Origin of the sequence: Leifsonia sp. Root4, from assembly GCF_001425085.1 — a bacterium.
GTDB lineage: Bacteria > Actinomycetota > Actinomycetes > Actinomycetales > Microbacteriaceae > Microterricola.
Genome location: NZ_LMDN01000004.1, coordinates 269,812 through 291,237, shown reverse-complemented (window position 1 = coordinate 291,237; position 21,426 = coordinate 269,812). Strand labels below are relative to the sequence as shown.

23 protein-coding genes are annotated in these 21,426 nt (G+C 68.1%); 16 read left to right on the top strand and 7 right to left on the bottom strand.

Going from position 1 to position 21,426, the window contains the following annotated elements; genetic code table 11:
• The first annotated feature begins 41 nt into the window (after window positions 1-41).
• The 6 genes from ASC66_RS14655 (at window position 42) to ASC66_RS14630 (ending at window position 4,963) form a co-directional block, all read left to right on the top strand.
• A complete protein-coding gene (locus ASC66_RS14655; RefSeq protein ID WP_055841089.1) occupies window positions 42-1,178 on the top strand; it encodes a bifunctional 2-methylcitrate synthase/citrate synthase in 1,137 nt (378 codons plus the stop codon).
• A gap of 200 nt (window positions 1,179-1,378) precedes the next feature.
• On the top strand, window positions 1,379-1,945 hold the full coding sequence (locus ASC66_RS14650) for a thioesterase family protein (RefSeq protein WP_055841086.1): 567 nt from the start codon (window positions 1,379-1,381) through the stop codon (window positions 1,943-1,945).
• A 221-nt stretch (window positions 1,946-2,166) separates the two neighbouring features.
• Window positions 2,167-2,643 carry an SRPBCC domain-containing protein gene (locus ASC66_RS14645; RefSeq protein WP_055841083.1) on the top strand — a complete coding sequence of 159 codons (477 nt, stop codon included), beginning with the start codon at window positions 2,167-2,169 and terminating at the stop codon, window positions 2,641-2,643.
• A 14-nt stretch (window positions 2,644-2,657) separates the two neighbouring features.
• Window positions 2,658-2,984 carry an ArsR/SmtB family transcription factor gene (locus tag ASC66_RS14640; RefSeq protein WP_235496939.1) on the top strand — a complete coding sequence of 109 codons (327 nt, stop codon included), beginning with the start codon at window positions 2,658-2,660 and terminating at the stop codon, window positions 2,982-2,984.
• Window positions 2,985-3,155: 171 nt separating this feature from the next.
• Window positions 3,156-3,572 carry a YciI family protein gene (locus ASC66_RS14635; protein ID WP_055841080.1) on the top strand — a complete coding sequence of 139 codons (417 nt, stop codon included), beginning with the start codon at window positions 3,156-3,158 and terminating at the stop codon, window positions 3,570-3,572.
• An 11-nt stretch (window positions 3,573-3,583) separates the two neighbouring features.
• Window positions 3,584-4,963: an RNA polymerase sigma factor gene (locus ASC66_RS14630; protein WP_055841732.1), complete on the top strand. Its 1,380-nt coding sequence runs from the start codon at window positions 3,584-3,586 to the stop codon at window positions 4,961-4,963.
• 31 nt (window positions 4,964-4,994) lie between these two features.
• Here the strand turns inward: ASC66_RS14630 and ASC66_RS14625 are convergent, their stop codons facing one another.
• Window positions 4,995-5,669 (bottom strand): GntR family transcriptional regulator, encoded by a 675-nt coding sequence (locus ASC66_RS14625; RefSeq protein WP_055841077.1) that lies wholly within the window; start codon window positions 5,667-5,669, stop codon window positions 4,995-4,997.
• A gap of 73 nt (window positions 5,670-5,742) precedes the next feature.
• The gene (locus tag ASC66_RS14620) at window positions 5,743-6,312 is read right to left on the bottom strand and encodes a DUF1097 domain-containing protein (protein ID WP_157509817.1); all 570 of its coding nucleotides are present in this window, start codon (window positions 6,310-6,312) and stop codon (window positions 5,743-5,745) included.
• Window positions 6,313-6,516: 204 nt separating this feature from the next.
• Here ASC66_RS14620 and ASC66_RS14615 point away from each other — a divergent pair, with 204 nt between their 5' ends.
• From ASC66_RS14615 to ASC66_RS14575, 9 genes are all read left to right on the top strand, one after another.
• The gene (locus ASC66_RS14615; protein WP_055841072.1) at window positions 6,517-7,260 is read left to right on the top strand and encodes an MBL fold metallo-hydrolase; all 744 of its coding nucleotides are present in this window, start codon (window positions 6,517-6,519) and stop codon (window positions 7,258-7,260) included.
• A 25-nt stretch (window positions 7,261-7,285) separates the two neighbouring features.
• Window positions 7,286-8,071: an NAD-dependent epimerase/dehydratase family protein gene (locus tag ASC66_RS14610; RefSeq protein WP_055841729.1), complete on the top strand. Its 786-nt coding sequence runs from the start codon at window positions 7,286-7,288 to the stop codon at window positions 8,069-8,071.
• Window positions 8,068-9,063, top strand: a complete 996-nt coding sequence (locus ASC66_RS14605; protein ID WP_055841069.1) for a phosphoglycerate dehydrogenase — start codon at window positions 8,068-8,070, stop codon at window positions 9,061-9,063. The genes ASC66_RS14610 and ASC66_RS14605 overlap by 4 nt, the downstream gene beginning before the upstream one ends.
• The gene (locus ASC66_RS14600; RefSeq protein WP_082492361.1) at window positions 9,060-9,866 is read left to right on the top strand and encodes a hydroxypyruvate isomerase family protein; all 807 of its coding nucleotides are present in this window, start codon (window positions 9,060-9,062) and stop codon (window positions 9,864-9,866) included. Before ASC66_RS14605 ends, ASC66_RS14600 begins: the two co-directional genes overlap by 4 nt.
• Complete coding sequence (locus ASC66_RS14595; RefSeq protein ID WP_082492411.1) at window positions 9,863-10,531, top strand: hypothetical protein; 669 nt, start codon at window positions 9,863-9,865, stop codon at window positions 10,529-10,531. Before ASC66_RS14600 ends, ASC66_RS14595 begins: the two co-directional genes overlap by 4 nt.
• Window positions 10,528-11,778: a 3-oxo-tetronate kinase gene (otnK, locus tag ASC66_RS14590; protein ID WP_055841064.1), complete on the top strand. Its 1,251-nt coding sequence runs from the start codon at window positions 10,528-10,530 to the stop codon at window positions 11,776-11,778. Before ASC66_RS14595 ends, otnK begins: the two co-directional genes overlap by 4 nt.
• On the top strand, window positions 11,775-12,422 hold the full coding sequence (locus ASC66_RS14585; RefSeq protein ID WP_055841061.1) for a class II aldolase/adducin family protein: 648 nt from the start codon (window positions 11,775-11,777) through the stop codon (window positions 12,420-12,422). The genes otnK and ASC66_RS14585 overlap by 4 nt, the downstream gene beginning before the upstream one ends.
• The gene (locus ASC66_RS14580) at window positions 12,419-13,096 is read left to right on the top strand and encodes a substrate-binding domain-containing protein (protein WP_055841058.1); all 678 of its coding nucleotides are present in this window, start codon (window positions 12,419-12,421) and stop codon (window positions 13,094-13,096) included. Before ASC66_RS14585 ends, ASC66_RS14580 begins: the two co-directional genes overlap by 4 nt.
• A gap of 104 nt (window positions 13,097-13,200) precedes the next feature.
• Window positions 13,201-14,187, top strand: coding sequence for a nucleoside hydrolase (locus ASC66_RS14575; RefSeq protein ID WP_082492360.1), 987 nt, complete (start codon window positions 13,201-13,203; stop codon window positions 14,185-14,187).
• Here ASC66_RS14575 and ASC66_RS18625 read toward each other — a convergent pair.
• Window positions 14,129-14,497: an FCD domain-containing protein gene (locus tag ASC66_RS18625; RefSeq protein ID WP_353612534.1), complete on the bottom strand. Its 369-nt coding sequence runs from the start codon at window positions 14,495-14,497 to the stop codon at window positions 14,129-14,131. The genes ASC66_RS14575 and ASC66_RS18625 overlap by 59 nt on opposite strands.
• A 111-nt stretch (window positions 14,498-14,608) precedes the next feature.
• Here ASC66_RS18625 and ASC66_RS14570 point away from each other — a divergent pair, with 111 nt between their 5' ends.
• Window positions 14,609-16,867 carry a heavy metal translocating P-type ATPase gene (locus ASC66_RS14570; protein WP_055841053.1) on the top strand — a complete coding sequence of 753 codons (2,259 nt, stop codon included), beginning with the start codon at window positions 14,609-14,611 and terminating at the stop codon, window positions 16,865-16,867.
• A gap of 107 nt (window positions 16,868-16,974) precedes the next feature.
• Here ASC66_RS14570 and ASC66_RS14565 read toward each other — a convergent pair whose 3' ends face one another.
• The 4 genes from ASC66_RS14565 to ASC66_RS14550 all read right to left on the bottom strand — a co-directional run bounded on the left by ASC66_RS14565 (window position 16,975) and on the right by ASC66_RS14550 (window position 21,351).
• Window positions 16,975-17,394, bottom strand: a complete 420-nt coding sequence (locus ASC66_RS14565; RefSeq protein WP_055841050.1) for a cytidine/deoxycytidylate deaminase family protein — start codon at window positions 17,392-17,394, stop codon at window positions 16,975-16,977.
• A 114-nt stretch (window positions 17,395-17,508) separates the two neighbouring features.
• Window positions 17,509-18,465, bottom strand: a complete 957-nt coding sequence (locus ASC66_RS14560) for a nucleoside hydrolase (RefSeq protein ID WP_055841047.1) — start codon at window positions 18,463-18,465, stop codon at window positions 17,509-17,511.
• A 93-nt stretch (window positions 18,466-18,558) separates the two neighbouring features.
• Entirely contained in the window at window positions 18,559-19,875 is a 1,317-nt protein-coding gene (locus tag ASC66_RS14555; protein WP_055841044.1) for an MFS transporter, read from the bottom strand.
• Window positions 19,876-20,157: 282 nt separating this feature from the next.
• Entirely contained in the window at window positions 20,158-21,351 is a 1,194-nt protein-coding gene (locus tag ASC66_RS14550) for an AI-2E family transporter (protein ID WP_055841041.1), read from the bottom strand.
• Window positions 21,352-21,426: the final 75 nt, after the last annotated feature.

Sequence of the window (21,426 nt, the reverse complement as noted above, 5' to 3'; positions counted from 1 at the left end):
CCGCGGTATCCGAACCACCAGCGCACAGGAAGCAGACGACGATGACTGACGCCAAGCCCGAAAGTGCAGTTCCAGAGATCTACAAGGGCCTCGCCGGGGTGCCGGTGGACTACACCGCGATCTCCAAGGTGAACCCGGAGACCAATTCGCTGCTCTATCGCGGGTACCCCGTGCAGGAGCTGGCCGCGCTGTGCAGCTACGAAGAGGTCGCCTGGTTGCTCTGGTACGGCGAGCTGCCCACCCGCGAGCAGCTCGACGAGTTCACGGCGCTCGAGCGGGCATCGCGGGCGATCGCGCCGAATGTACTACGGGCCATCGACGATCTGCCCCTGACGACCCACCCCATGGATGTCTGCCGCACCGCCGTCAGCATCATCGGAGCGAATGACCCGGATGCCGAGGACAACGCGCCCGAGCAGAACCTCCGCAAGTCGAAGGAACTCTTCGCGCAGCTGCCGGCGATCGTCGCCTACGACCAGCGACGCAGGCATGGGCTCCCGATGATCGAACCGCGGGACGACCTCGACTACTCCGAGAACTTCCTCTGGATGACCTTCGGCGAGGAGGCAGAGCCGGTGGTCGTCGATGCCTTCCGCACCTCGCTCGTGCTCTACGCGGAGCACTCCTTCAACGCGTCCACCTTCACGGCGCGGGTGATCGCCTCGACGCTCTCCGACATCTACTCGGCCGTGACCGGCGCCATAGGCGCGCTCAAGGGCCCGCTGCACGGTGGGGCCAACGAGGCCGTCATGCACACCTTCGCCGAGATCGGCTCCGCCGACAAGGCCGCGGCCTGGCTGGACGAGGCGCTCGCCCGTAAGGCGAAGATCATGGGCTTCGGGCACCGCGTCTACAAGAACGGTGACTCCCGCGTGCCAACCATGCGCACCGCGCTCGAGTCGATGGTGGAGCACTACGACCGCCCGGACATGCTCGAGCTCTACGACGCGCTGGAGACGGCGATGGGGGAGCGGAAGAACATCAAGCCGAACCTCGACTACCCCGCCGGACCGACGTATCACCTGATGGGATTCGACACCGAGACGTTCACGCCGATCTTCGTCGCCGCGCGCGTCGTCGGCTGGACGGCGCACGTCATGGAGCAGCTCGCATCCAACGCGCTGATCCGCCCGCTGTCGGTGTACAACGGGGTCGACCAGCGGGAGCTCCCCGCCTAGCGCGACGCGGAGCGTCGCGAAAGGTGGCAGCCCAAACCAAGGCAATTTCAGGAACCGCAAGCGATGCTGGTCTAGTTTTCGCACGGCCATGATTTCGATACGGCCGTAGACGGCCTACTCAATCAGCGGGAGCCCGTGACTGTTTGAGGATTCGCACAACGGATGCCACGGCATCCGCACCCCGGCGCTAGCGTTGCCGCATGCACATGTTCTTCCGCACGCTGCTGCACATGCTGGTCTTCTCGCGCCGCAAGCCCCGGCTCGGGCACTACGACGTCGCCCACACGAACTTCATCGTGTTGCCGACCGACCAAGACATCCTGAACCACATGAACAACGGCGTGTACCTGTCGATCATGGACGTCGCGCGCTTTGACATGCTCGTGCGCAACGGCGTCTGGGCGACATTCAAGGAGCGCGGCTGGTACCCGGTCGTGGTGTCGGAGACGATCAGCTTCCGCAAGTCGCTCGAGCTCTGGCAGCGTTTCACGATCGAATCGCGCATTCTCGGCTTCGATGACAAGGCCGTCTACGTCGAGCAGCGTTTCGTGCGTCCGGGTGCCGACGGCCAGCCGGAGGTCTACGCCCAGGGCTTCATCCGCGGCCGCTTCCTCAAGCGCAGCGGCGGCGTCGTGCCGATGGACGAACTGTTGGCGGCCGTCGGTGAGGTTCCGGACGGCATCGAGGTGCCGGAGTGGCTGCTCAGCTGGGCCACGGATGTCGCGCTGCCGCCCACCCGCGCGGAGGCGCCCTCCGTCTGGAGCTAGCCGGCGTCCGCCCGCTCCCGCCCCAGCTCCCTCGGGGCCCACGAACACTGCACGGGCCCGGGGAATATGCCGGGCCCGTGCACCTTTCCCGAGCCGCGAGGGTCGGCGCTCGGTTGCCAGCGATGCAAACTGCAACGAAACGGTTGCATGTCGGCATCCGAAGTGCAACGATGGCGTTGCAGTAGGACTCAGGCAGCGCAGTACGAACGAGAGGGCAGGTCATGACCGAAACGATTGAACGCGACGAGATCGACAGCATCGAGCGCAGCATCGACATCGATGCCAGTGCCGAGCGCGTCTGGCAGCTGATCTCGGTGCCCGGCTGGTACATCAACGACGGCACCGTGATCGACCACGAGATCCGCCAGGAAGACGGCTACGTCGTGGTGATCGACCCCGTGCACGGCGAGTTCCCGCTGCGCACGCTCCGACTCGACCCACCCCGGTACGCCGCCTTCCGCTGGTTCACCATCCCGGGCGCTGACGCATCGCGGGACGACTCGACGGCGTCGACGCTGGTGGAATTCTGGATCACCGAGCGCGACGGCGGGGTCACTCTGCGCGTGCTGGAGAGCGGATTCGCCTCGCTGGCGATCACTGCAGAGAAGCGCCGCATTGCCGTCGACGAGAACACCGAGGGCTGGGAGATCGAGCTGGCCGCTGCTCGCAGCTACCTGAGCGGCACGGACACCGAGTGAGTGCGGAAAGCGCTGTGGCGGCAGCCGCCTCCTTGCCGACCGTGTTCGCGGCGCTCGGTGACGACACCCGCTGGAGCATCCTCGTGCGGCTCGGCTCCGCGCCGGCGTCGGCATCGGCGCTCACCCGAGAGTTGCCGATCAGCCGCCAGGCCGTCGCACGGCACATCGAGGTGCTGCGGGCGGCCGGGTTGGTCGAGGCCGAGCGGCATGGCCGCGAGCTCCGTTACCGCGCCCTCGGTGCCCGTGTGAGCGATGCCGCGCGCAGTCTGGAACAGCTGGCCGGCGGCTGGGATGCACGTCTCGCGGGGATCAAGGCCGCTGCGGAGACCCCGCCGGAGTGAATCGAGACGCAGACGCGCATCGGGGCTGTTGCTGCGGCATCCGGAAATCTAGGGTGGAGGTCTCAGAAAGTATTTCTGAGAAATCTCGGATGCCGTGTCGATCTGGGCCCCGCTCGTTCGACGCCTGGGTATGAGGCGGTTCTGCCTCTCACCAAGTGAAAGGGAACGACCATGAAGTTCATGATGCTGCTGCAGTCCGACGAGAGCAACTCCGTGACCAACGGACCGGAGGAAGAAGCCCTGAACGCGATGGGCCGCTACAACGAGGAGCTCATCAAGGCCGGCGCGATGCTGGCGGGCGAGGGCCTGCACCCCACCTCCGAGGGCGTGCGCCTGACGTTCGACGGCGAGGACCGCACCGTCGTTGACGGCCCGTTCACCGAGTCGAAGGAGCTTCTCGCCGGGTTCTGGATCATCGACGTCGCCTCGAAGGAGGAGGCGATCGAGTGGGCCAAGCGGATCCCGATCCCCGAAGGCCAGGTCGAGGTGCGCCAGGTGTTCGAGCTCGAGGAGTTCGACCAGAGCAACGAGTACGTGCAGAAGGAGAAGGTCTGGCGCGAGGAGACCGGAACGTCGCGCACCGCGTGACCGACCCGGCCATGACGACGGCGCCCGCTGCGACAGATGCAGCGGGCGCCGCGCGTCGTGCCGTCGAGGCGGTGTGGCGGATCGAGTCCGGCCGGCTCATCGCCGCCCTGGCCCGCGTCACCGGTGACGTCGGCATGGCGGAGGAGCTCGCGCAGGATGCACTCGTTGCCGCCCTCGAGCAGTGGCCGGAATCCGGGGTCCCACGCAATCCCGGGGCGTGGCTCACGACGGTCGCCAAGCGCCGCGCCGTCGACCAGTGGCGGCGGCAGGCCGCGTTCGGGCAGCGCGCCGCCGCGCTCGCCGAGGAGTTGCGCACGGCGGATGCCGCGGCCGACGTTGCGGCGGCGGCATCCGGAACCGCGCCGTCGGCCGCAGCCTCCCGTGCCATGGCCGGGGCGCCGCTCGCGGTGCAGACCCGGCCGGATCTTGCGGTGCTGCAGCCGATTGACGACGAGCTGCTGCGGCTGATCTTCGTCGCGTGCCACCCCGTGCTCAGCCAGGATGCCCGCGTCGCGCTGACCCTGCGCCTGCTCGGCGGGCTGAGCGCCGAACAGATCGCGCGGGCCTTCGTCGTGCCGACGGCGACGATGCAGCAACGCATCGTGCGCGCGAAGAAGTCGCTCGCGGCGGCCGGCGTGCCGTTCGAGGTGCCGGAGCGCGCGGAGTTCGCGGCCAGGCTCGACTCGGTGCTCGCCGTGATCTACCTCGTATTCAACGAGGGCTACTCGGCGAGCTCTGGCGACGACTGGATGCGTCCGGAGCTCTGCCGCGAGGCGCTGCGCCTCGGGCGTGTGCTCGCCGAGCTGCTGCCACGCGAGCCCGAGGTGCACGGCCTCGTCGCGCTGATGGAGATCCAGTCATCACGGCTCGGCGCGCGCACCACCGCGACGGGGGAGCCGATCTTGTTGCTCGAGCAGGACCGTAGCCGCTGGAACCAGCTGCTGATCCGACGCGGCCTCGCGGCCTTGGCCAGGGCAGAGCGCTGCGAGCAGGCGCGTGGCGCCGGGGCAGGCAGCTACCAACTGCAGGCGGCGATCGCCGCCTGCCATGCACGGGCGGTGACCCCGAATGCCACCGATTGGGCGCGCATCGCCGAACTCTACGACCAGCTGGCCCGACGCGTGCCGTCGCCGGTGGTCGAGCTGAACCGGGCCGTCGCGCTCTCGATGGCACGTGGACCGGCCGTCGCGCTCGTGCTGGTGGACGCCCTCGTCGCGGAGGGCAGGCTGGCGAGCTATCACCTGCTGCCCAGTGTGCGCGCGGATCTCCTGCAGAAGCTCGGGCGCAGCGATGAGGCCAGGGCCGAGTTCGAGCGCGCGGCGGCGCTCACCGGCAATGAGCGGGAGCGGGCCCTGTTGCACAACCGTGCCCAATCGCTGCGGCGCGCGTAGTCAGGGGTGGGCGCGTCGGCGCCGCACGTCGCTACTGAGCGTCGAGCTCGAGCAGGCGCTCGGTCGCGCCGATCACGTGCTCACGCATGGCCGCCGCCGCGGCAGCCCCGTCGCCGGCCTCGATCGCGTCGAGGATCGAGCTGTGCTCCGGCGCCGCGAACTTCGCGCCGGTCCGTCCCAGCTTGGAGAAGAGGCGGAAGCGCTGGATCTGCCCGCCGAGCGCCGTGTAGGCCATCGCCAGGAACGGGTTGCCCGCCTGCGCGGCGATCAGCATGTGGAAGCGATCGTCTGAACGCCAGTACTGATTGAAGCCCGTGGCCTCGACATCGGCGAGGGTCGCGGACTGGTGGAACTCGTCGACCGTCTCGCGAAGCTTGCCGATGAACTCGTCGGTCTTGCGCAGTGCCGCCTGCTCGGCGAGCGTCGGCTCCAGCACCAGGCGAGCCTCCATCAGCTGCTGCACCTCGAGCCGCGTCATCATCGGGGCGACGCGGTATCCGCGCAGCGCCTCGCGCTCGACGAGGCCGGTGTGTTCGAGCCTGGCCAGCGCTTCGCGCAGAGGGGTCTGGCTGACATCGAGTTCACGGGAGAGCGCACCGATGTTCAGGCTCTGGCCCGCGCCGCGATCACCGGACATGAACTGCTGCAGCAGGACGTCGTACATTTGATCGGCAATCGGCCGTTTGGTCCCTGGCTGCTCGATCATCCTCACAGCTTAGCCTCAACCCCGATGCGCTTGTGGGCGGTGGCGGAGCGGAAAATCGAGCACGTCAACGGCGTCATCCGCGGGCCTCGCGCGGCGCGGTCATGCGGTTGTAGAGCCAGTGGAAGCCGAGGCCCGTCAGGTTCATCGCCACGGTGACGAGCAGCGCCATGACGATGTTGCCGGAAACCTGAGCCGAAGCGCTGAGGAACACGGCGAACAGAGTCGAGAATCCGATGAACATCCCCGGCACCGAGCTGAACCGGGGCAGCCGCCCGAGCAGAATCAGCAGCGGGTTGGCAATGGCGAGCGCAGCGACCGCGCAGATCCACTGCGGCACATCGGGCCCGAGGATGGTGCCGAGCGCGGACTGGGCCGCGAGGGTCCCTGCGCCGAATGCCGCCCCGACGACGAGGCAGCTTCCGAGGATCGGCAGGCGGGCGGCCTTGCCCGCTCCGCTCAGCCCGGCCGCGGCCCACCCGAGGAAGATCCCGTAGCTCGGCAGACCGAGAACGGCTCCGAGCACAACCGTTGAGAGGGCAAGCACCGTCGCGGCGATCTCGGGCGGGAGTGACATCCGGAATCGGCCGGCCTGCTCGCTCACGGCGGGCGACCGCTCACGGCGGACATTCACATCGGTACTCACGGTTCCACCTCGGCATTGATCGGTCGTGCAGCTCAGAGATCGGCGAAGATTCCGCACCTCTTTTCTGGGCTGCTCCTGTGAGCGGCCCAGCCGAATTCGACTCGGTCGAGTGGGTGCTGTATTCTTCAGTTGCGGCTATAGTATAGCCGTGAACAACTTGGAGGCGATGATGCACAGGAGCGCGTCGACGGCGGTGAGGCAGTCATGAACTCGTACACCGCCCACCCACTCGTAGAGGGTTTCCCCGGAAAGTCGTCGTCGCACGGCGCATTCGGATGGAGCAGCATGTGGCTCCTGGATGACGGCGAACGCCGCGTCCTCGTCGATGCGGGCCAGCCGGCATACATCCCACTCATTCACGAGGGCCTGGCGAAGCTCGGCCTCACACCTGACGATGTCACCGACGTCCTGCTCACCCACATGCACTGGGACCACGTCGCGAACTTCACGATGTTCGCCAATGCGACGACCTGGGTGGGGGAGAAGGAACTCGCCTGGGCCGCCGAACAGCCGGCCGGAACGAAGTTCATCCCCGATCTGCACGTGCAGGAGTTGCTGCGGCGCACAGAGGGCGTCGAGCGGATCTCCGCCGGTCAGGAGTTCCTGCCGGGAATCCACGCCATCGCGAGCCCCGGCCACACGCCCCACCACCTTGCATTCTTCACGGAGCGCACGGCAGAGAGCATGATCTTCGCCGGTGACTCGGTCAAGAACGTCCACGAGCTTGCGTCGCTGCGCGCCGACTCGAGCATGGACGACGAGCAGAGCGTTGCGACGATCGACCGCCTGCGCTCGCTCCTCACAGACACCGCCGGAGTGCTCCTCCCCGGCCACGACGTCGGACTGGCCATCGTCGACGGCGACGTGAAACGAGTGCGCCCACAGCACGCGGCCATCGGCTACTTCGCCGACGCCGACAGCGGCGAGCAGGACCGCAGCATCGGCTGACGCCGCTGCTCACGAAAGGACGATGATGACAACAGTGCTGTACACCGGTGGCACCGGGCGAATGGGCGCCGTGATCCGCGAGGGTCTGGCCGGGCGTTACGACCGCGTCGTGCTTTACGCGCGGAGCGCGAGTGATGCGCCGCTGCACCCCAATGAGGAGATCGTCATCGGCGACCTCGCCGAGCTGGATCGGCTCACCGAGGCGGCCGCGGGCGTCGACGTCATCGTGCACCTCGGCGGGGTCGCCGATGAGGCGTCGTACGAGGAGATCCGCACCTCCAACATCGATGGCACATACAACGTCTACGAGGCGGCACGCCGAGCTGGAGTGCGCAGGGTCGTCTACGCGAGCTCGAACCACATTGTCGGTTTCCACCCGTCCAGCGAGCTGCTGGACGAGACCGCAGCGCTGCGGCCGGACACCTACTACGGGGTGTCCAAGGCGTTCGGTGAGGCGCTCGCCAGCCTCTACAACGACAAGTGGGGGATCGAATCGGTGCTCCTGCGCATCGGCACGTTCCGCCCCGCCCCAGAAGACCGACGACAGCTCGGGCTCTGGCTGAGCTGGCCGGACGGCGTCGAGCTGCTGCGTTGCGCGATCGAGAGCGGCCCCGTCGGCTGCCAGGTCGTCTACGGCTGCTCGGCGAACACCGATCGATGGTGGAACGCCGACGCCGGCTGGGCCGCGATCGGCTTCGTTCCGAAGGATGACGCCGCCGACCACAGCGATACCGTCGACTTCTCCGCCGCTCTGCCGAAATACCACGGCGGAGCATTCACCGCTTCTAACTACGAGGGAGGGATCTGGTGAGCACCGCCGCCGATTTCACCGATGTCCTGATCACCACAGCCTTCCTGCACCCCGGCGACGAGGCCGACCGGATGCTGCGCGCCGCCGGGCTGACCACCCGCCACGTGCCCGACCTCTCTGCTCTGCCGGAGGCGGAACGGGCCCGGCTGCTGGCCGAGTCGCGCGCGATCATCGCGGGGACCATGCCGCTCACCTCCGAGGAGCTGAACATCGCCGAGCGCCTCGAGATCATCGTGCGCACCGGCGTCGGCTACGACAGTGTCGATGTCGCCACGGCGACGGCCCGCAACATCCCCGTCTGCATCACCGCCGGCGCCAACCGTCAGGCCGTCGCGGAACACGTGTTCACGCTCATGCTGGCCACGGCTCGGCGTGTGCAGGAGAACATCCAGAACCTGGCGGGCGGCAGCTGGCAGCAGCTGACCGGCCGTGAGCTGCGTGGTTCGACCCTCGGCATCCTCGGCCTCGGTTCCATCGGCAAGGCCGTCGCTGGTATCGCCGCCGGGTTCGGCATGGAGATCGTCGCATACGACCCCTACTTCGACGAGGAGTTCGCCGCGGCCCACGGGATCCGGCGCGCAGAGCTCGACGAAGTCCTGGCGCAGTCGGACTTCGTGACGCTGCACCTGTTCCTCGATGAGTCGACGCGCAATCTGATCAACGCCGACCGCCTGCGGACGATGAAGAGCGACTCGGTCCTGATCAACACGGCGCGCGGCGGCATCGTCGACGAGGACGCGCTGGTTGACGCGGTGCGCGCCGGCGTGATCGGCGGGGCGGCGCTCGACGTCTTCGCAACCGAGCCGCTGCCCCAGGACAGCCCGCTGCTGCACACCCCCGGGATCCTCGCGACGACGCATGTCGCCGGAGCGACCCGCGAGGCGCGCGGCGCGTCCGGACTCATGGCCGCCGCCAACGTCATCGACGTTCTCAGCGGCGTTGCCGGGCCCCAGTTCGTCGTGAACCCCGGCTACGACGCGGTGCTCGCGTGATCATCGAAACGACGGCCGGTCCGGTCCGGCTCGCGGCGAACCTCAAGTGGATGTACACCGAGGTGCCGTTCGAGGAGCGCTTCGACGCGGCTGCCGCGTCCGGGTTCACCGGCGTGGAGTTCGCCTCGCCGTACGAGCTGCCAGCCGAGCGGATCCGCGAGCTGCTCGATCAGTCCGGCCTCGAGCAGGTGCTGATCAACACGCCGGCCGGGCCGGCCGGGTCGGCAACGATCATGGGGGCGGCATTCGTGCCGGGCGCCCGTGAGGAGTTCCGTGCGGGAGTGCTCTCGGCACTCGAGTACGCCACGGTCCTCGGCGCGCCGGTTGTCCACGTGATGGCGGGGCTGCGCCCGGCCGCCGCCGAGCCGGAGCTCGCCTTCGCGAACTACGTTGCGAACATCGGCTGGGCCGCGGAGCAGGCGCGCGGCGCCGGCATCCGAATCGTTCTCGAGGCCATCAACAAGCGGGATCAGCCGCGTTACGGGCTGGAGTCGATGGAGACGGCCGCCGCGGTCGCCGAGGCCGTCGACCCCGCCACCGTCGGTGTGCTCTTCGACGTCTACCACGCCCAGGTCGACCGCGGGAATGTGATCGAGCGCTTCGAGCGCCTCGCCCCGCTCGTCGGCCACATCCAGATCGCCGACAATCCCGGACGCGGCGAACCCGGCACGGGTGAGATCGCGTACGAGGGCGTGCTCGCCCGGATCGCGGCCAGCGACTACGCGGGCTGGATCGGCTGCGAGTACGGACCGATCGGGCGCACAGACGAAGGCCTGGCATGGACGAAGAGGATCAGCGCATGAACCACGCACGAATCGCGCTCATCAGCGCAACACCGCTCGCGATCGGGCCGGCCGCTGCCGCGATGAGCGAGGCGTTCCCGAACGGAACCGTCTGGAACCTCCTCGATGACCGCCTGCTGGCCGACGCCCAGCGCGAGGGTGGCATCACCGAGCCGCTCGCCGCACGCATGGACCAGCTGATCGACATGGCCATCGCCGGTGGCGCCGACGGCGTGCTGCTGACCTGCTCCCAGTACGGCGCGCGTGCCGACGTGCGCGACGCCGCCGCGGACGGGGTCGTCGTGCTCTCCGCCGACGGGCCACTCTTCGCAGAGGCCGTGACGCAGCGGCCGGCGCGTCTGCTCCTGGTCGCCTCGCTGGAGTCCGCCGCCGCGGACAGCACAGAGCGCCTCTCTGCCGCCTTCGCTGCGGCCGGCGTCAGCACCGAGATCCGACCGCTCGTCGTTCCGGCTGCATCGAAGCCGCTTCCCGCCGAGCGCCTCAGCGAGGTGCTTGCGGATGCCGTCGCCACGGTCGACGCCAACTTCGAGCTCATCGTGCTCGCCCAGTTCTCGCTGGCGCCCGCCGCCGGTGCGCTCGCCGAGCGCTTCGGCGTGCCGACCCTCGACGGCCCCCGTGCCGCCGCGGCCCGCCTGGCGGCCGAGACCGACGGGCGCGGACGATGATCGGCGTCATCGCCGACGACGTTACCGGTGCAACCGATGTCGCGGCGGCCCTCAGCCGCTCCGGCCTCAGGACGCTGCTCTCGCTGACCGCCGACCTCGGAGATCACGCGGGTGACGCCGCTGCCGTCGCCGCCGCCGATGCAGACGCCATCGTGATCGGGCTGAAGACCCGGTCGATCGCCGTGCCGGACGCCGTGGCACAGAGCCTGGCCGCCCTGGCCGCGCTGCAACGCCTCGGCGCCGATCGCTTCTACGTCAAGTACTGCTCGACATTCGACTCGACCGCCGATGGCAACATCGGCCCGGTGACCGAGGCACTCGCGGCCGAGCTCGGCGCCGGCATCGTCGTGACGACCCCGGCCGCACCGCTGCACGGGCGAACCGTCTACCGCGGACACCTCTTCGTCGGCGACGCTCCGTTGCACGAGACCCACATGCGTGAGCACCCCGTCACGCCCATGCTCGACTCCTCCGTGCCGCGACTGCTCGCCCCGCAGGTGCGTGGATCGGTCGGCATGCTGCCGCTGGAGACCGTCCGTGCGGGCGCCGCTGCCGTCCGCGCCGGGATCGCCGCCGCCGCCGCATCTGGCATCGCGCACCTCGTCGTCGACGCGGTCGCCGAGACGGACCTGGCCGCGATCGCCGAGGCGGTGGACGGCGACGTTCTCGTCGCAGGCTCTGCCGGCCTGATCGGAGCGATCGCGCTCCGCCGTCGTGCCTCCGACCGGGTGATGGCCGGCCCGCCGACTGGGCGCACGGCGATCCTCGCCGGCAGCTGCTCCCGGCGCACCCTCGAGCAGATCGCCCGCTTCCGCGAGAGCGGCGGCGACGCCTACCAGCTCGTGGCCGAGCCGGGGGAGTCTGCGGTCGCGCTCGCCGAGGGCGCACTCGCCTGGTGGGACGAACGACCGGATGACGCCTCCGCGCTGATCTACTCCTCGAGCCCCGCCGAGGAGCGCGACCTCGCGATTCCGGATCTCGGTGCCCTGTACGAGCAGACCGCCGGCCTGATCGCCACGCAGCTCGCCGAACGCGGCCTGCGCCGAATGCTGATCGCCGGGGGCGAGACCTCTGGCGAGGTCGTCAAGGCCCTCGGCATGCGCACGGCCGTCGTCGGCGAAGAGGCGGCACTCGGCGCACCCTGGATCCACGACGCCGACCGCGATCTGCACCTGATCCTCAAGTCGGGGAACTTCGGCGACCCCGATCTGTTCGTCGACGTGGCGCGGAGTGGGGAGTCACGATGACCGGCGAAGACGCGCGAGCGCAGATCGAGCGCGTCGCGCATTCGATCCACCGGCGTGGGCTGACCCATGGCCGCACCGGCAATCTCGCCATCCGCGATGGTGAGCAGATCCTGGTCACCCCGACCGGCGTGAACCTCGGTGAGATCGAGGCAGACGCGCTCTCGGTCCTGGATGCCGACGGGCGCCACCTCGGAGGTCCGAAGCCGACGAAGGAGGCGTTCCTGCACGTTGCGATGCTGCGCGTCCGCCCCGAGCTGAACGCCGTCGTGCACACGCACTCCCTCTACTCGGCCGCCCTCTCGTGTCTGGACGGGCTGGACCCGGAGCACCCGCTCCCGCCGCTGACCGCGTACTACGGCATGCGGGTCGGCGAGCTCCGGGTGCTTCCCTACTTCGCTCCGGGCGACCCGGCCGCCACCGCCGCTGTCGAGGATGCCGCCCGTGCCGGCCATGCGCTGCTGCTGCGCAACCACGGGCCCGTCGTCGCCGGAGTCGACCTCGACTCGGCACTCGACGCGCTCGAGGAACTCGAGCACACCGCCCAGATCTACTTCATCACTCAGGGGCACCCGACCTCTCCGCTCACCGCGGAGAGACTGGCCGCTCTGGCCGCGCCCACCGCCGAAAGGACCCCAGCAGCATGATCACCCTGTACAGCGGACTCGTGGTTCAGCAACCGCTCGTCGAATCGCTCATCCCCGAATTCGAGGCTGCGAGCGGCAGCCGCGTCGCCGTCACCTTCGAGCCGACCTCCGTGTTGCTCGAGCGCATCGGCGCCGGCGAGCGTCCCGACATGGTCCTCGGGGTCGCCGGCTCCGTTCGGAACCTCGCGGAGCAGGGGATCCTCGACGGTGACGCCGTGGCCGAGATCGCCGTGTCGGCGGTCGGATTCGCACGGATGCCGGAGGCGCCAGGCCCCGTCGACGGCTCCGCGCAGGCATTCCTCGACTACCTGCTCGGCTCCAGGGCGGTCGCCTACTCCCTCTCCGGCGCGAGCGGACTGCACTTCGCCGAGGTGATGCGACAGCGCGAGCTGCTTGAGCGCCTGGACGAGCGTGCCGTCCGCTTCACCGCGGGGCTCACGGCGGAAGCCGTCGTCGACGGGCGGGCGGATGTCGCGATCCAGCAGGTCAGCGAGCTGCGCTCCGTGGCCGGCCCGCACGTCGTCGAGCCGATCCCGCACGAGCTCCAGTCCTATGCGCGCTTCGCGATCGGCGTGCGCCACGGCGCCCCGGAGGCGGCCGCCGCATTCGCGTCCTACCTGACGAGCACCCGCGCGAGCGAGGCGTTCGCGGCGGTCGGGCTGAGCGCCCCCTGAGTCCCCGCGGTCGTCACGCTTCGTCGCCGCGACCGACAGCAGTGGAATCCGCGCGACTGAACGCCGCGCAACCAGAACAAACGCGAACAGAACGAAGGAATGTCATGAAGAGAAAAGTTGTAGTGGACACCGACACCGGTGTTGACGACGCGCTGGCGCTGATGCTTCTGGCCGCCGACCCGGACGTCGAGATCCTGGCCGTGCTGAGCGTGTTCGGCAACTGCCACGGCGACCGCGCGGCCGACAACGCGCGCTACGTGCTTGACACCTGCGGGCGCCAGGACGTGCCGGTCTACCGTGGCTGCGATGTGCCGCTGAAGCAGGAGCTCAAGCTGTCCTCCGGCGTGCACGGCGACGACGGCTTCGGCAACACCGGCCTGCGTCCGGAGACCTCGGTGCCCACCGAGCCGAACGGCATCCAGGTGCTGCTCGACCTCGTCAACGAGAACGAGGGGGAGATCGACTACCTCGCCCTGGGCCCGCAGACCAACCTGGCCACGGCCCTCCAGACGGACCCGCTGCTGCTGGAGCGCCTGAAGAGCGTGACGATCGTCGGAACCCTCGGGCCGGCGCTCTACAACGACACCGAGCCGTGGGCCGATCGCCGATTCCGCGTCTCCCGCGACCCCAACGTCTCCTTCGACATCGACGCAGCACAGGAGGTTGCGAGCCGGCCGGGCAACGTGACCTGGTGCGGCCCGTACGTGACGCGTCAGGCGCTCGTGCCCGAGAACTTCTTCCTCGACATCGCCGCGTCGACCGGCTACGCGCCGGCCGAGCTGATCACCGCGATCAGCCACGACTACGCCAGCTTCTACTCCCGCTCGTATGGCCGGGATGACGCACGCGTCATGGGCATCAACGACAGCCTCGCGGTGGCGACTCTGCTTCGCCCCGATCTGGTCGCCGGCGCCGTTCAGCGTCCGCTGCAGACCTTCGAGGACCCCGCGACGGGCGAGCGATTCCTTGCCGGCGTGCACCCGGAGAAGGGCGAGACCCGCCCCCAGCACCGCGTGATCTTCGACATGGACTTCAACGGAGTCCTCGAGATGATCGACGAGACGCTGCGGCGCCCGCTTCCCTGGCGCTGAGCGCCACCACCGGACAGAAGCCGGCTCGACTACGGACTACCGCAGACGCGACAAACGGCTTGACTACGGTCACAAGCGTCCCCCCTGAACACCAGCCGCGTTGTCGGCCCGCACCGCTTCTCGGCGTTGTGGGCCGGCAGCGCGGCTTTTCTGCGCGTCGGCGAGCGAGCGTGCGCTGCCCCGCCGTCTCGATGTGGGATCGCATGAGCTCAGCCGCGGCGGTCTCATCTCCGCTGCGGATGGCGTCGTACATCGCGCGGTGCTCCTCTGCCGCCTCCGGCGCGTGCGTCCTCCCGGCTTGTCCGCTCAGGCGCCCTCTGCGTCACCCGGGCTGGTGCAGAGGGCGGAAGCTGGCGCAGAGGCAGGCCGGGAATACCCCTATGGGGTATATGGTTGGAGTGTCTGACGGAGGGAGTGCGGCATGCAGAACGAGACGCAACACGGGGCGGATGACGCGCACGACACGCACCCGGGCCACGCCGGCCACGCGGGTCACGACATGACGGGGCACGAGACGGGATCGCACGAGCACGCCACGCACGACGAGCACCCGGGCCACGCCGGTCATGAGGCACACGACGACCACGCCGTGCACAGCCACGGCGAGCACGCCGGCCACAGCGTCGCGATGTTCCGCGACAAGTTCTGGTGGAGCCTCGTGCTGTCCATCCCGGTCGTCTTCTTCAGCCCGATGGTCGCGCACCTACTCGGCTACCACCTGCCCGAGTTCCCCGGCTCCACCTGGATCGCCCCCGTGCTTGGCACCGTGATCTTCTTCTACGGCGGGCTGCCCTTCCTCCAGGGCGCGGTGCGCGAGCTGAAGAACCGCCAGCCCGGCATGATGACTCTCATCGCGATGGCCATCTCCGTCGCCTTCATCGCCTCGTGGGCGACGAGCCTCGGCTGGGGCCTCGACCTCGACTTCTGGTGGGAGCTCGCGCTGCTCATCGTCATCATGTTGCTCGGGCACTGGATCGAGATGCGCGCGCTCGGTGCGGCGTCCGGGGCCCTCGACGCCCTGGCCGCCCTGCTGCCAGACACCGCCGAGCGGGTCAACGGTGCCGGCGCGGGCGAGGGCGGGGCCGTCACCGGCAGCGACATCAGCGAGGTGTCGATCGGCGACCTCGCTCCCGGCGACGTCGTGCTGGTGCGCTCCGGGGCCCGCGTGCCCGCCGACGGCACCATCGTCGATGGCGCTGCCGAGCTCGACGAGTCGATGATCACAGGGGAGTCCGCCGCCGTGCCGCGCGGCGTCGGCGACACCATCGTGGCCGGAACCGTCGCCACCGACAACGCCATCCGCGTGCGGGTGACCGCCGTCGGCGAGCAGACCGCGCTCGCCGGCATCCAGCGACTCGTCGCCGAGGCGCAGGCATCCGGCTCACGCGCGCAGGCGCTCGCCGACCGCGCGGCCGCCCTGCTGTTCTACTTCGCCGCCGCCGCCGGCATCATCACCTTCATCGTCTGGATCATCCTCGGCAGCCCGGATGACGCCATCACCCGCACCGTGACCGTGCTCGTGATCGCGTGCCCGCACGCCCTCGGCCTCGCCATCCCGCTGGTCATCGCGATCTCGACCGAGCGCGCGGCCCGTGCCGGCGTGCTGGTCAAGGACCGCCTCGCCCTCGAGCGCATGCGCAACATCGACGTCGTGCTGTTCGACAAGACCGGCACCCTGACCCGAGGCGAGCACGCGGTGACGGATGTCGCCGTCGTCGACGGCCAGCAGCGCGACGACCTGCTGCGGCTGGCCGCCGCGGCCGAGCAGTCCAGCGAGCACCCCGTCGCCCGCGCCATCGTCGCGGCGGCGCTCGCAGCCGCGCCCGGCACGGACGGGTTCGGGCAGGTGAGCGACTTCCGCTCCGCCACCGGCGTCGGCGTGCGCGCCCGCGTCGACGGCGTCGAGTACGCCGTCGGCGGCCCGCGCCTGCTGGAGGAGGAGCATCTGGAGCCGCCCGCCGAGCTGCGGGCAACCGTCGCCGAGTGGAAGTCCCGCGGCGCCTCGGTGCTCTACCTGGTGCGCGCGGCATCCGTCGCCCAGGACCCCGATGCCCAGGCCCCCGATGCTCGCGCCGCCGTGCTCGGCGGCCTCGCCCTGCAAGACGAGGTGCGGGCCGAGTCGCGCGCGGCCATCACGGCGCTGCACAAGCGCGGCATCCGGGTTGCCATGATCACCGGCGATGCCCGGCAGGTGGCCGACGCCGTCGGCGCCGACCTCGCGATCGACGAGGTGTTCGCCGAGGTGCTGCCCGGCGACAAGGCCGCCCACGTCGCCGAGCTGCAGGGCCGCGGGCTCCGGGTCGCCATGGTCGGCGACGGCGTGAACGATGCCCCCGCCTTGGCCCGCGCCGACGTCGGCATCGCGATCGGCGCCGGAACCGACGTGGCCGTCGAGTCCGCCGGTGTCGTGCTGGCCAGCAGCGACCCGCGCGCCGTGCTCTCGATCATCGAGCTCTCGCACGCGAGCTACCGCAAGATGGTGCAGAACCTGGTCTGGGCGGCCGGCTACAACATCGTCTCGGTGCCGCTGGCCGCCGGGGTGCTGGCCGGGGTCGGCTTCGTGCTCTCGCCGGCAGCCGGCGCCGTGCTGATGTCGCTCTCGACGATCGTGGTGGCGCTGAACGCCCAGTTGCTGCGCCGGGTCAGCCTCGACCCTGCCCGCCTCGCCCCCGCCGCCTGATCACTCCGGTTGGCTCGAGGGAGCGCCAGCGACCGAAGCCAACCGCGCGAGACGAGCAGGCGGCGAAACCCGAGGTCACCCCTGCGCCGCCCCGTCTCAGTGCTTCTTTAGTCGTCGTAGGAGCGAGCGCGGATCCACGGCAAAGGCAGGAGTTCGACGGGGGCCACTGCGGCGACGACACCGTCCCCCGTGTCGACGAGGACACGCAGATCCTGACCAAACTTCGGGATCAGTTCACGGCACACCCCGCACGGGTTGATGACGTGCGGAACATCGTCAACCCCGAGCCCGACAGAAACGATCGTGGTGATGGCTTCGTCGCCGCCGATTTTCGCGTTGGCGACCGCGCTGCTTTCAGCACACACTTTGACGCGCGGGGTGGCGAGACTCACGCCGAGATACACGGCTCCCGAGATGCCGCGTGCAGCGGCGGCAACCCGAACGGCGCCAGGATCGTGCACGCGTGACAGGAGGGCCGCGGCGGCCTCGATGAGTTCCGTGTCTGTGGGGAGGAGTTCTTGAGTCATAGTCGTACCTTTCCGATTACACGGGACAAAGACGAAGCCTTCGACCGTGTCCAATACACACGGCCGAAGGCTTTCACTGCTGGCCGCGCTCAGAGCGTGCAGCAGTCCGTCGCACTAGTTCCTGGTTCCGAAAGCGGTGACAGACTCGACGAGCGCGTCTGCCACGGCTGCCGCGTCAATGTCCAGCAACACATCAACGTTGGGGACACCGCCCCAACGGTCGACCATCTGCACGACTGTCTGTCCGCGGGTGTGCTTGCCGTCTAGCTCAACATCGACGCGCAGATGACGCGCCTGGAACCAGTCCGGGTTGATGGCGTAGGCAACGCATGGAACATCGTTCAGGTGCATGCCTTCTAGTTTCCACTCGGGCATCTCAGTGGTGTCCTGGTGGCGGTCGGGGTAGCCGATCATGTCGCACAGGGCGCGGCCCATGGGTGAACCTGATGTCCACAGCTTCTCGACCCGGTCAGGGGTGACCGAGAACTTGCGGCACACGTCAAGACCGACCTGTGTGAGCTTGGCACCAGATTGCACGACGATTTCGGCAGCTTCAGGATCGTTGAAGATGTTCGCGCTGGCAACAGGAGAGGCGTTGCCCCACGTGAGAGCTGCTCCACCCATGTAAATGATGCGACGGACGTTCTCAGCAAACTTCGGCTCCAACGAGATCGCGAGAGCGACGTTCGTGAGCGGTGCGAGCGCCATGATGCTGATCTCGCCCGGGTTTGACATGACGAGGTCGATCATCTTCTGCACGGCCTCGGTGGGGCCATCAGTGCCGGGGGCCGGATCGGGGTATTCCCAGTACCCAACGCCGCTGGGACGGTGAATGTGCTCGGCGAAGTTCGGCTCACCTACGAGAGGGCGGGGAGCGCCAACCCAAATCGGCATGTCGGGGCGACCCGACAGGTGTGTGATCTTACGTGCGTTGGCGGTTGCCTTCTGAACGTTCACGTTCCCGAAGACGGTGGTGAGTGCCTCGACGTGGAACTTGTCCGTTGCGAGTGCCCAGAACAGTGCGCCGGCGTCGTCGATGCCGGGGTCAGTGTCAATGATGAAGCGTTCCATGGTTCCGTTCTTTCTATGGTGCCTGTGTCAGTGGAGAACCTCTGCGATACCGGCACCGTTGCCGACGTTGCCGGTACCGTGCAGAGAGTCGGACTACTTACCGACGAAGATGCCGTTGCGCTTCTTGGCTACGAGGTACAGAACCACGCTGATTGCGCACAGGGCGGCGATGTATACCGGGAACATCCAGAACATGCCCTCGCCCTGCAGCCACAGCAGCAGGAACGAAGCGGTGCCGCCGAAGAGCGCAACTCCGAAGCCGTAACCGAGGCCGAGGCCCGTGCCGCGGATGTGTTGGGGCAGCAGCGAGTTGGAGACCGTGACGAAGATCGTCATGTTGAGAAGCAACACGATCGCGCCACCGAACATGACCCCTGCGAAGGTTCCGATGCCGGGCTGTGTGTACAGCAATGACAGGAAGATCGTCGGAATTGCCAGGACGCGAGCAACGACGAAGACCTTCGACATCGCGAAGCGGTCAAGAACCTTGCTGAGGAACAGTGCGCCAAGGGTCATGAAGACTCCGAAGCCGGTGGTGATAGCGAAAACAGCGGCTGGGTCTTCCTGGAAAGCAGCGCGCGCGAGGTTGGGCAGGCCAGCGATCCACGTGTAGTTGTAGGCCTGGATGGCACCGACGATGAAGACGGTGGCCAGAACGCTGAGCCAGTACTTGCGTACGTCGCCCCATACTGAGGGGAGCTGCTTCTTCTGGGCCTTTGCTTCGCGTGCGCCGTCGATGTCGAGCGTCTCAGGCAGCGTGGTGCGCAGCCACAGCACGATGAGACCGAACAGACCGCCGATGATGAACGGAATGCGCCAGCCCCACTCTTCGAGGTTTTCACCCGTGAGCAGCTGTGTGAGGAAGAAGATCGACAGTGGTGCGAGCAGGTTTCCGAGGTTGTTGAAGAATCCGAAGAAGCCAGAGACATAACCGGGGCGGTTCGGAACCAGTTCGAGTGCGTAGGCGGTGCCGAGAGGTGCCTCGACGCCGGCAGACAGACCCTGCAGCAAACGCATGGCGACGACCACGATCGGCGCGGCAACACCGATGGTCTCATACCCCGGCAGGACGCCGATGACGAAGCTGCCGAAGGAAACGGCTGCGATGGCGAAGATCATGATCTTGCGGCGGCCGACACGGTCGGCCATAGATCCGAAGACGATGCCGCCAACGGGGCGAGCAATGAATCCAACGGCGAAGACGGCGAGCGCATTCAGTGTCGATGCGAGTGCGCTGTCTGCGGGGAAGAAGTGGGCCCCAAGGTACGACGAGAGCAGACCGAAGATCGCCCAGTCGTACCATTCGAGGGCGTGGCCCCAGCTGAGCGCGCGAAGGTTCTTACGCTCGGTTTTGGTGGCGTTGCCTGTCAGCTGTGCTGACGAGGGCGCCGCGACGTCTTGTGTGATCATTGGAGCTCCCTTGCTCAACTCTCCCGGGGGATAGTCCTCTATTTCTGCGAACGCCTCGGTTCGGGCGGCAGGTCTCAGATCACTATAGTATAGCGCGAACCGTTTGGGCATTCGGATTTTGATACGGGGTGACGACGGCGAAATTCCACGCAGTTTCGCCAGAAAATGACGCCGCTGCCGGCTACCAGGCCTGGGATCGGGTGGATTCAGGCCCGCGCTACATCCTCAATCGCGAAGAGCCGGTAGATGATGTGATCAAGCAATCGGTCCACGGTCTTTCAACTAGCTGCGGGCCTTCGCCGGGATCAGCACCTCGCGGATGAGCAGGATGATGCCGGCCGAGATCGGGATGGCCACGAGGGCGCCGCCGAGCCCGGCGAGCGTGCCACCGGCCAGGGCCGAGATCAGCACGATCGAGCCCGGAACCTGCACGGCCTTGCTCATGACCCGTGGCGTCAGGATGTATGCCTCGACCTGCATGTAGACCAGCATCGAGAGCAGCGTGATGAGCGCGGCCGTCGGCGAGACGAAGAGAGCGATCACGGTCATGAACGCCGTGGTGATCACGGTTCCGATCAAGGGGATCAGCGTGATGAAGAAGACCGCGACGCCGATGATGAAGGCGTAATGCACCCCCACCAGGGTGAGCAGGATGACGCTGAACACCGCGTTGATGAAGGCGAGGATGACCATGCCGCTGAGGTAGCGGCCGACCGAGTCCATGATGCGGTTGGAGTAGCCGGAAAAGACCTCCCGCTTGGATGCCGCAACGAGCGAGTAGGCGGCCGTCTTCATCGTGTCGAGCGTCGCGACGAACCAGATGGTGAGGATTGCGACGAAGAAGCCGGAGCTCAGTGCGTTCGTCACGGCGAACCCGACCTGGAGTGCGCCGCCGCCGACGGTCGCCCAGAACTTGGGGTCGGCGATCGTCGTCTGCACCCAGTCGACGACCGCTCCGACGAGGCCGCCGGTGTTCTCGTCGAGCTGGGTGAACCACCCGCTCTTCTCCAGCGCTGCGACCTGCTGCGGCACCGTCGTCACGATCTGTTGCACCTGCTCGATGATCAGCGGAATGATGATCAGCAGGATCGTCGCCAGCATCGCCACGATGAGTGCGATCACGGTGACCAGTGCCCACGGCCGCGGCATGCCGAGCTTCTGGAACCAGCGGATCAGCGGGTCGAGCCCGAGGCTGATGAAGAGGGCGGCGAAGACCGAGATCAGCACGGAGCCGAGGTTGTACAGCGTGAGCGCGAGCACCAGCGCGATGAGCACGCCGATCGTCACGGTGAAGCCCCACATCAGCGGACGGGTCTGGAACATGCTCGGCTTCTCGCGGTGGCGCAGCCCGCGGGGAACGATACCCGCGCCGAGGTGGGCGGTGTGCGCCGACGGCGCCTTGCTGGGAGCGGCATCCCGTGCGGCCGCACGACCCTGTTCGGTGTGTGCGCGATGAACGAGAGATCCGCGAGGCATGGAGGGCCCTTCCTGGTCACCGGCCGCCCCGTGGCAGCCGATTGGCTGTCCTCAGTATTGCGGGTGGCCCTCCGG

Bases quoted from the DNA above. Each gene is read 5' to 3' on its own strand.
- ASC66_RS14655 (WP_055841089.1), top strand. From the start codon at position 42: ATGACTGACGCCAAGCCCGAAAGTGCAGTTCCAGAGATCTACAAGGGC.
- ASC66_RS14650 (WP_055841086.1), top strand. From the start codon at position 1,379: ATGCACATGTTCTTCCGCACGCTGCTGCACATGCTGGTCTTCTCGCGC.
- ASC66_RS14645 (WP_055841083.1), top strand. From the start codon at position 2,167: ATGACCGAAACGATTGAACGCGACGAGATCGACAGCATCGAGCGCAGC.
- ASC66_RS14635 (WP_055841080.1), top strand. From the start codon at position 3,156: ATGAAGTTCATGATGCTGCTGCAGTCCGACGAGAGCAACTCCGTGACC.
- ASC66_RS14630 (WP_055841732.1), top strand. From the start codon at position 3,584: ATGACGACGGCGCCCGCTGCGACAGATGCAGCGGGCGCCGCGCGTCGT.
- ASC66_RS14625 (WP_055841077.1), bottom strand. From the start codon at position 5,669: ATGATCGAGCAGCCAGGGACCAAACGGCCGATTGCCGATCAAATGTAC.
- ASC66_RS14615 (WP_055841072.1), top strand. From the start codon at position 6,517: ATGAACTCGTACACCGCCCACCCACTCGTAGAGGGTTTCCCCGGAAAG.
- ASC66_RS14610 (WP_055841729.1), top strand. From the start codon at position 7,286: ATGACAACAGTGCTGTACACCGGTGGCACCGGGCGAATGGGCGCCGTG.
- ASC66_RS14595 (WP_082492411.1), top strand. From the start codon at position 9,863: ATGAACCACGCACGAATCGCGCTCATCAGCGCAACACCGCTCGCGATC.
- otnK (WP_055841064.1), top strand. From the start codon at position 10,528: ATGATCGGCGTCATCGCCGACGACGTTACCGGTGCAACCGATGTCGCG.
- ASC66_RS14585 (WP_055841061.1), top strand. From the start codon at position 11,775: ATGACCGGCGAAGACGCGCGAGCGCAGATCGAGCGCGTCGCGCATTCG.
- ASC66_RS14580 (WP_055841058.1), top strand. From the start codon at position 12,419: ATGATCACCCTGTACAGCGGACTCGTGGTTCAGCAACCGCTCGTCGAA.
- ASC66_RS14575 (WP_082492360.1), top strand. From the start codon at position 13,201: ATGAAGAGAAAAGTTGTAGTGGACACCGACACCGGTGTTGACGACGCG.
- ASC66_RS14570 (WP_055841053.1), top strand. From the start codon at position 14,609: ATGCAGAACGAGACGCAACACGGGGCGGATGACGCGCACGACACGCAC.
- ASC66_RS14565 (WP_055841050.1), bottom strand. From the start codon at position 17,394: ATGACTCAAGAACTCCTCCCCACAGACACGGAACTCATCGAGGCCGCC.
- ASC66_RS14560 (WP_055841047.1), bottom strand. From the start codon at position 18,465: ATGGAACGCTTCATCATTGACACTGACCCCGGCATCGACGACGCCGGC.
- ASC66_RS14555 (WP_055841044.1), bottom strand. From the start codon at position 19,875: ATGATCACACAAGACGTCGCGGCGCCCTCGTCAGCACAGCTGACAGGC.
- ASC66_RS14550 (WP_055841041.1), bottom strand. From the start codon at position 21,351: ATGCCTCGCGGATCTCTCGTTCATCGCGCACACACCGAACAGGGTCGT.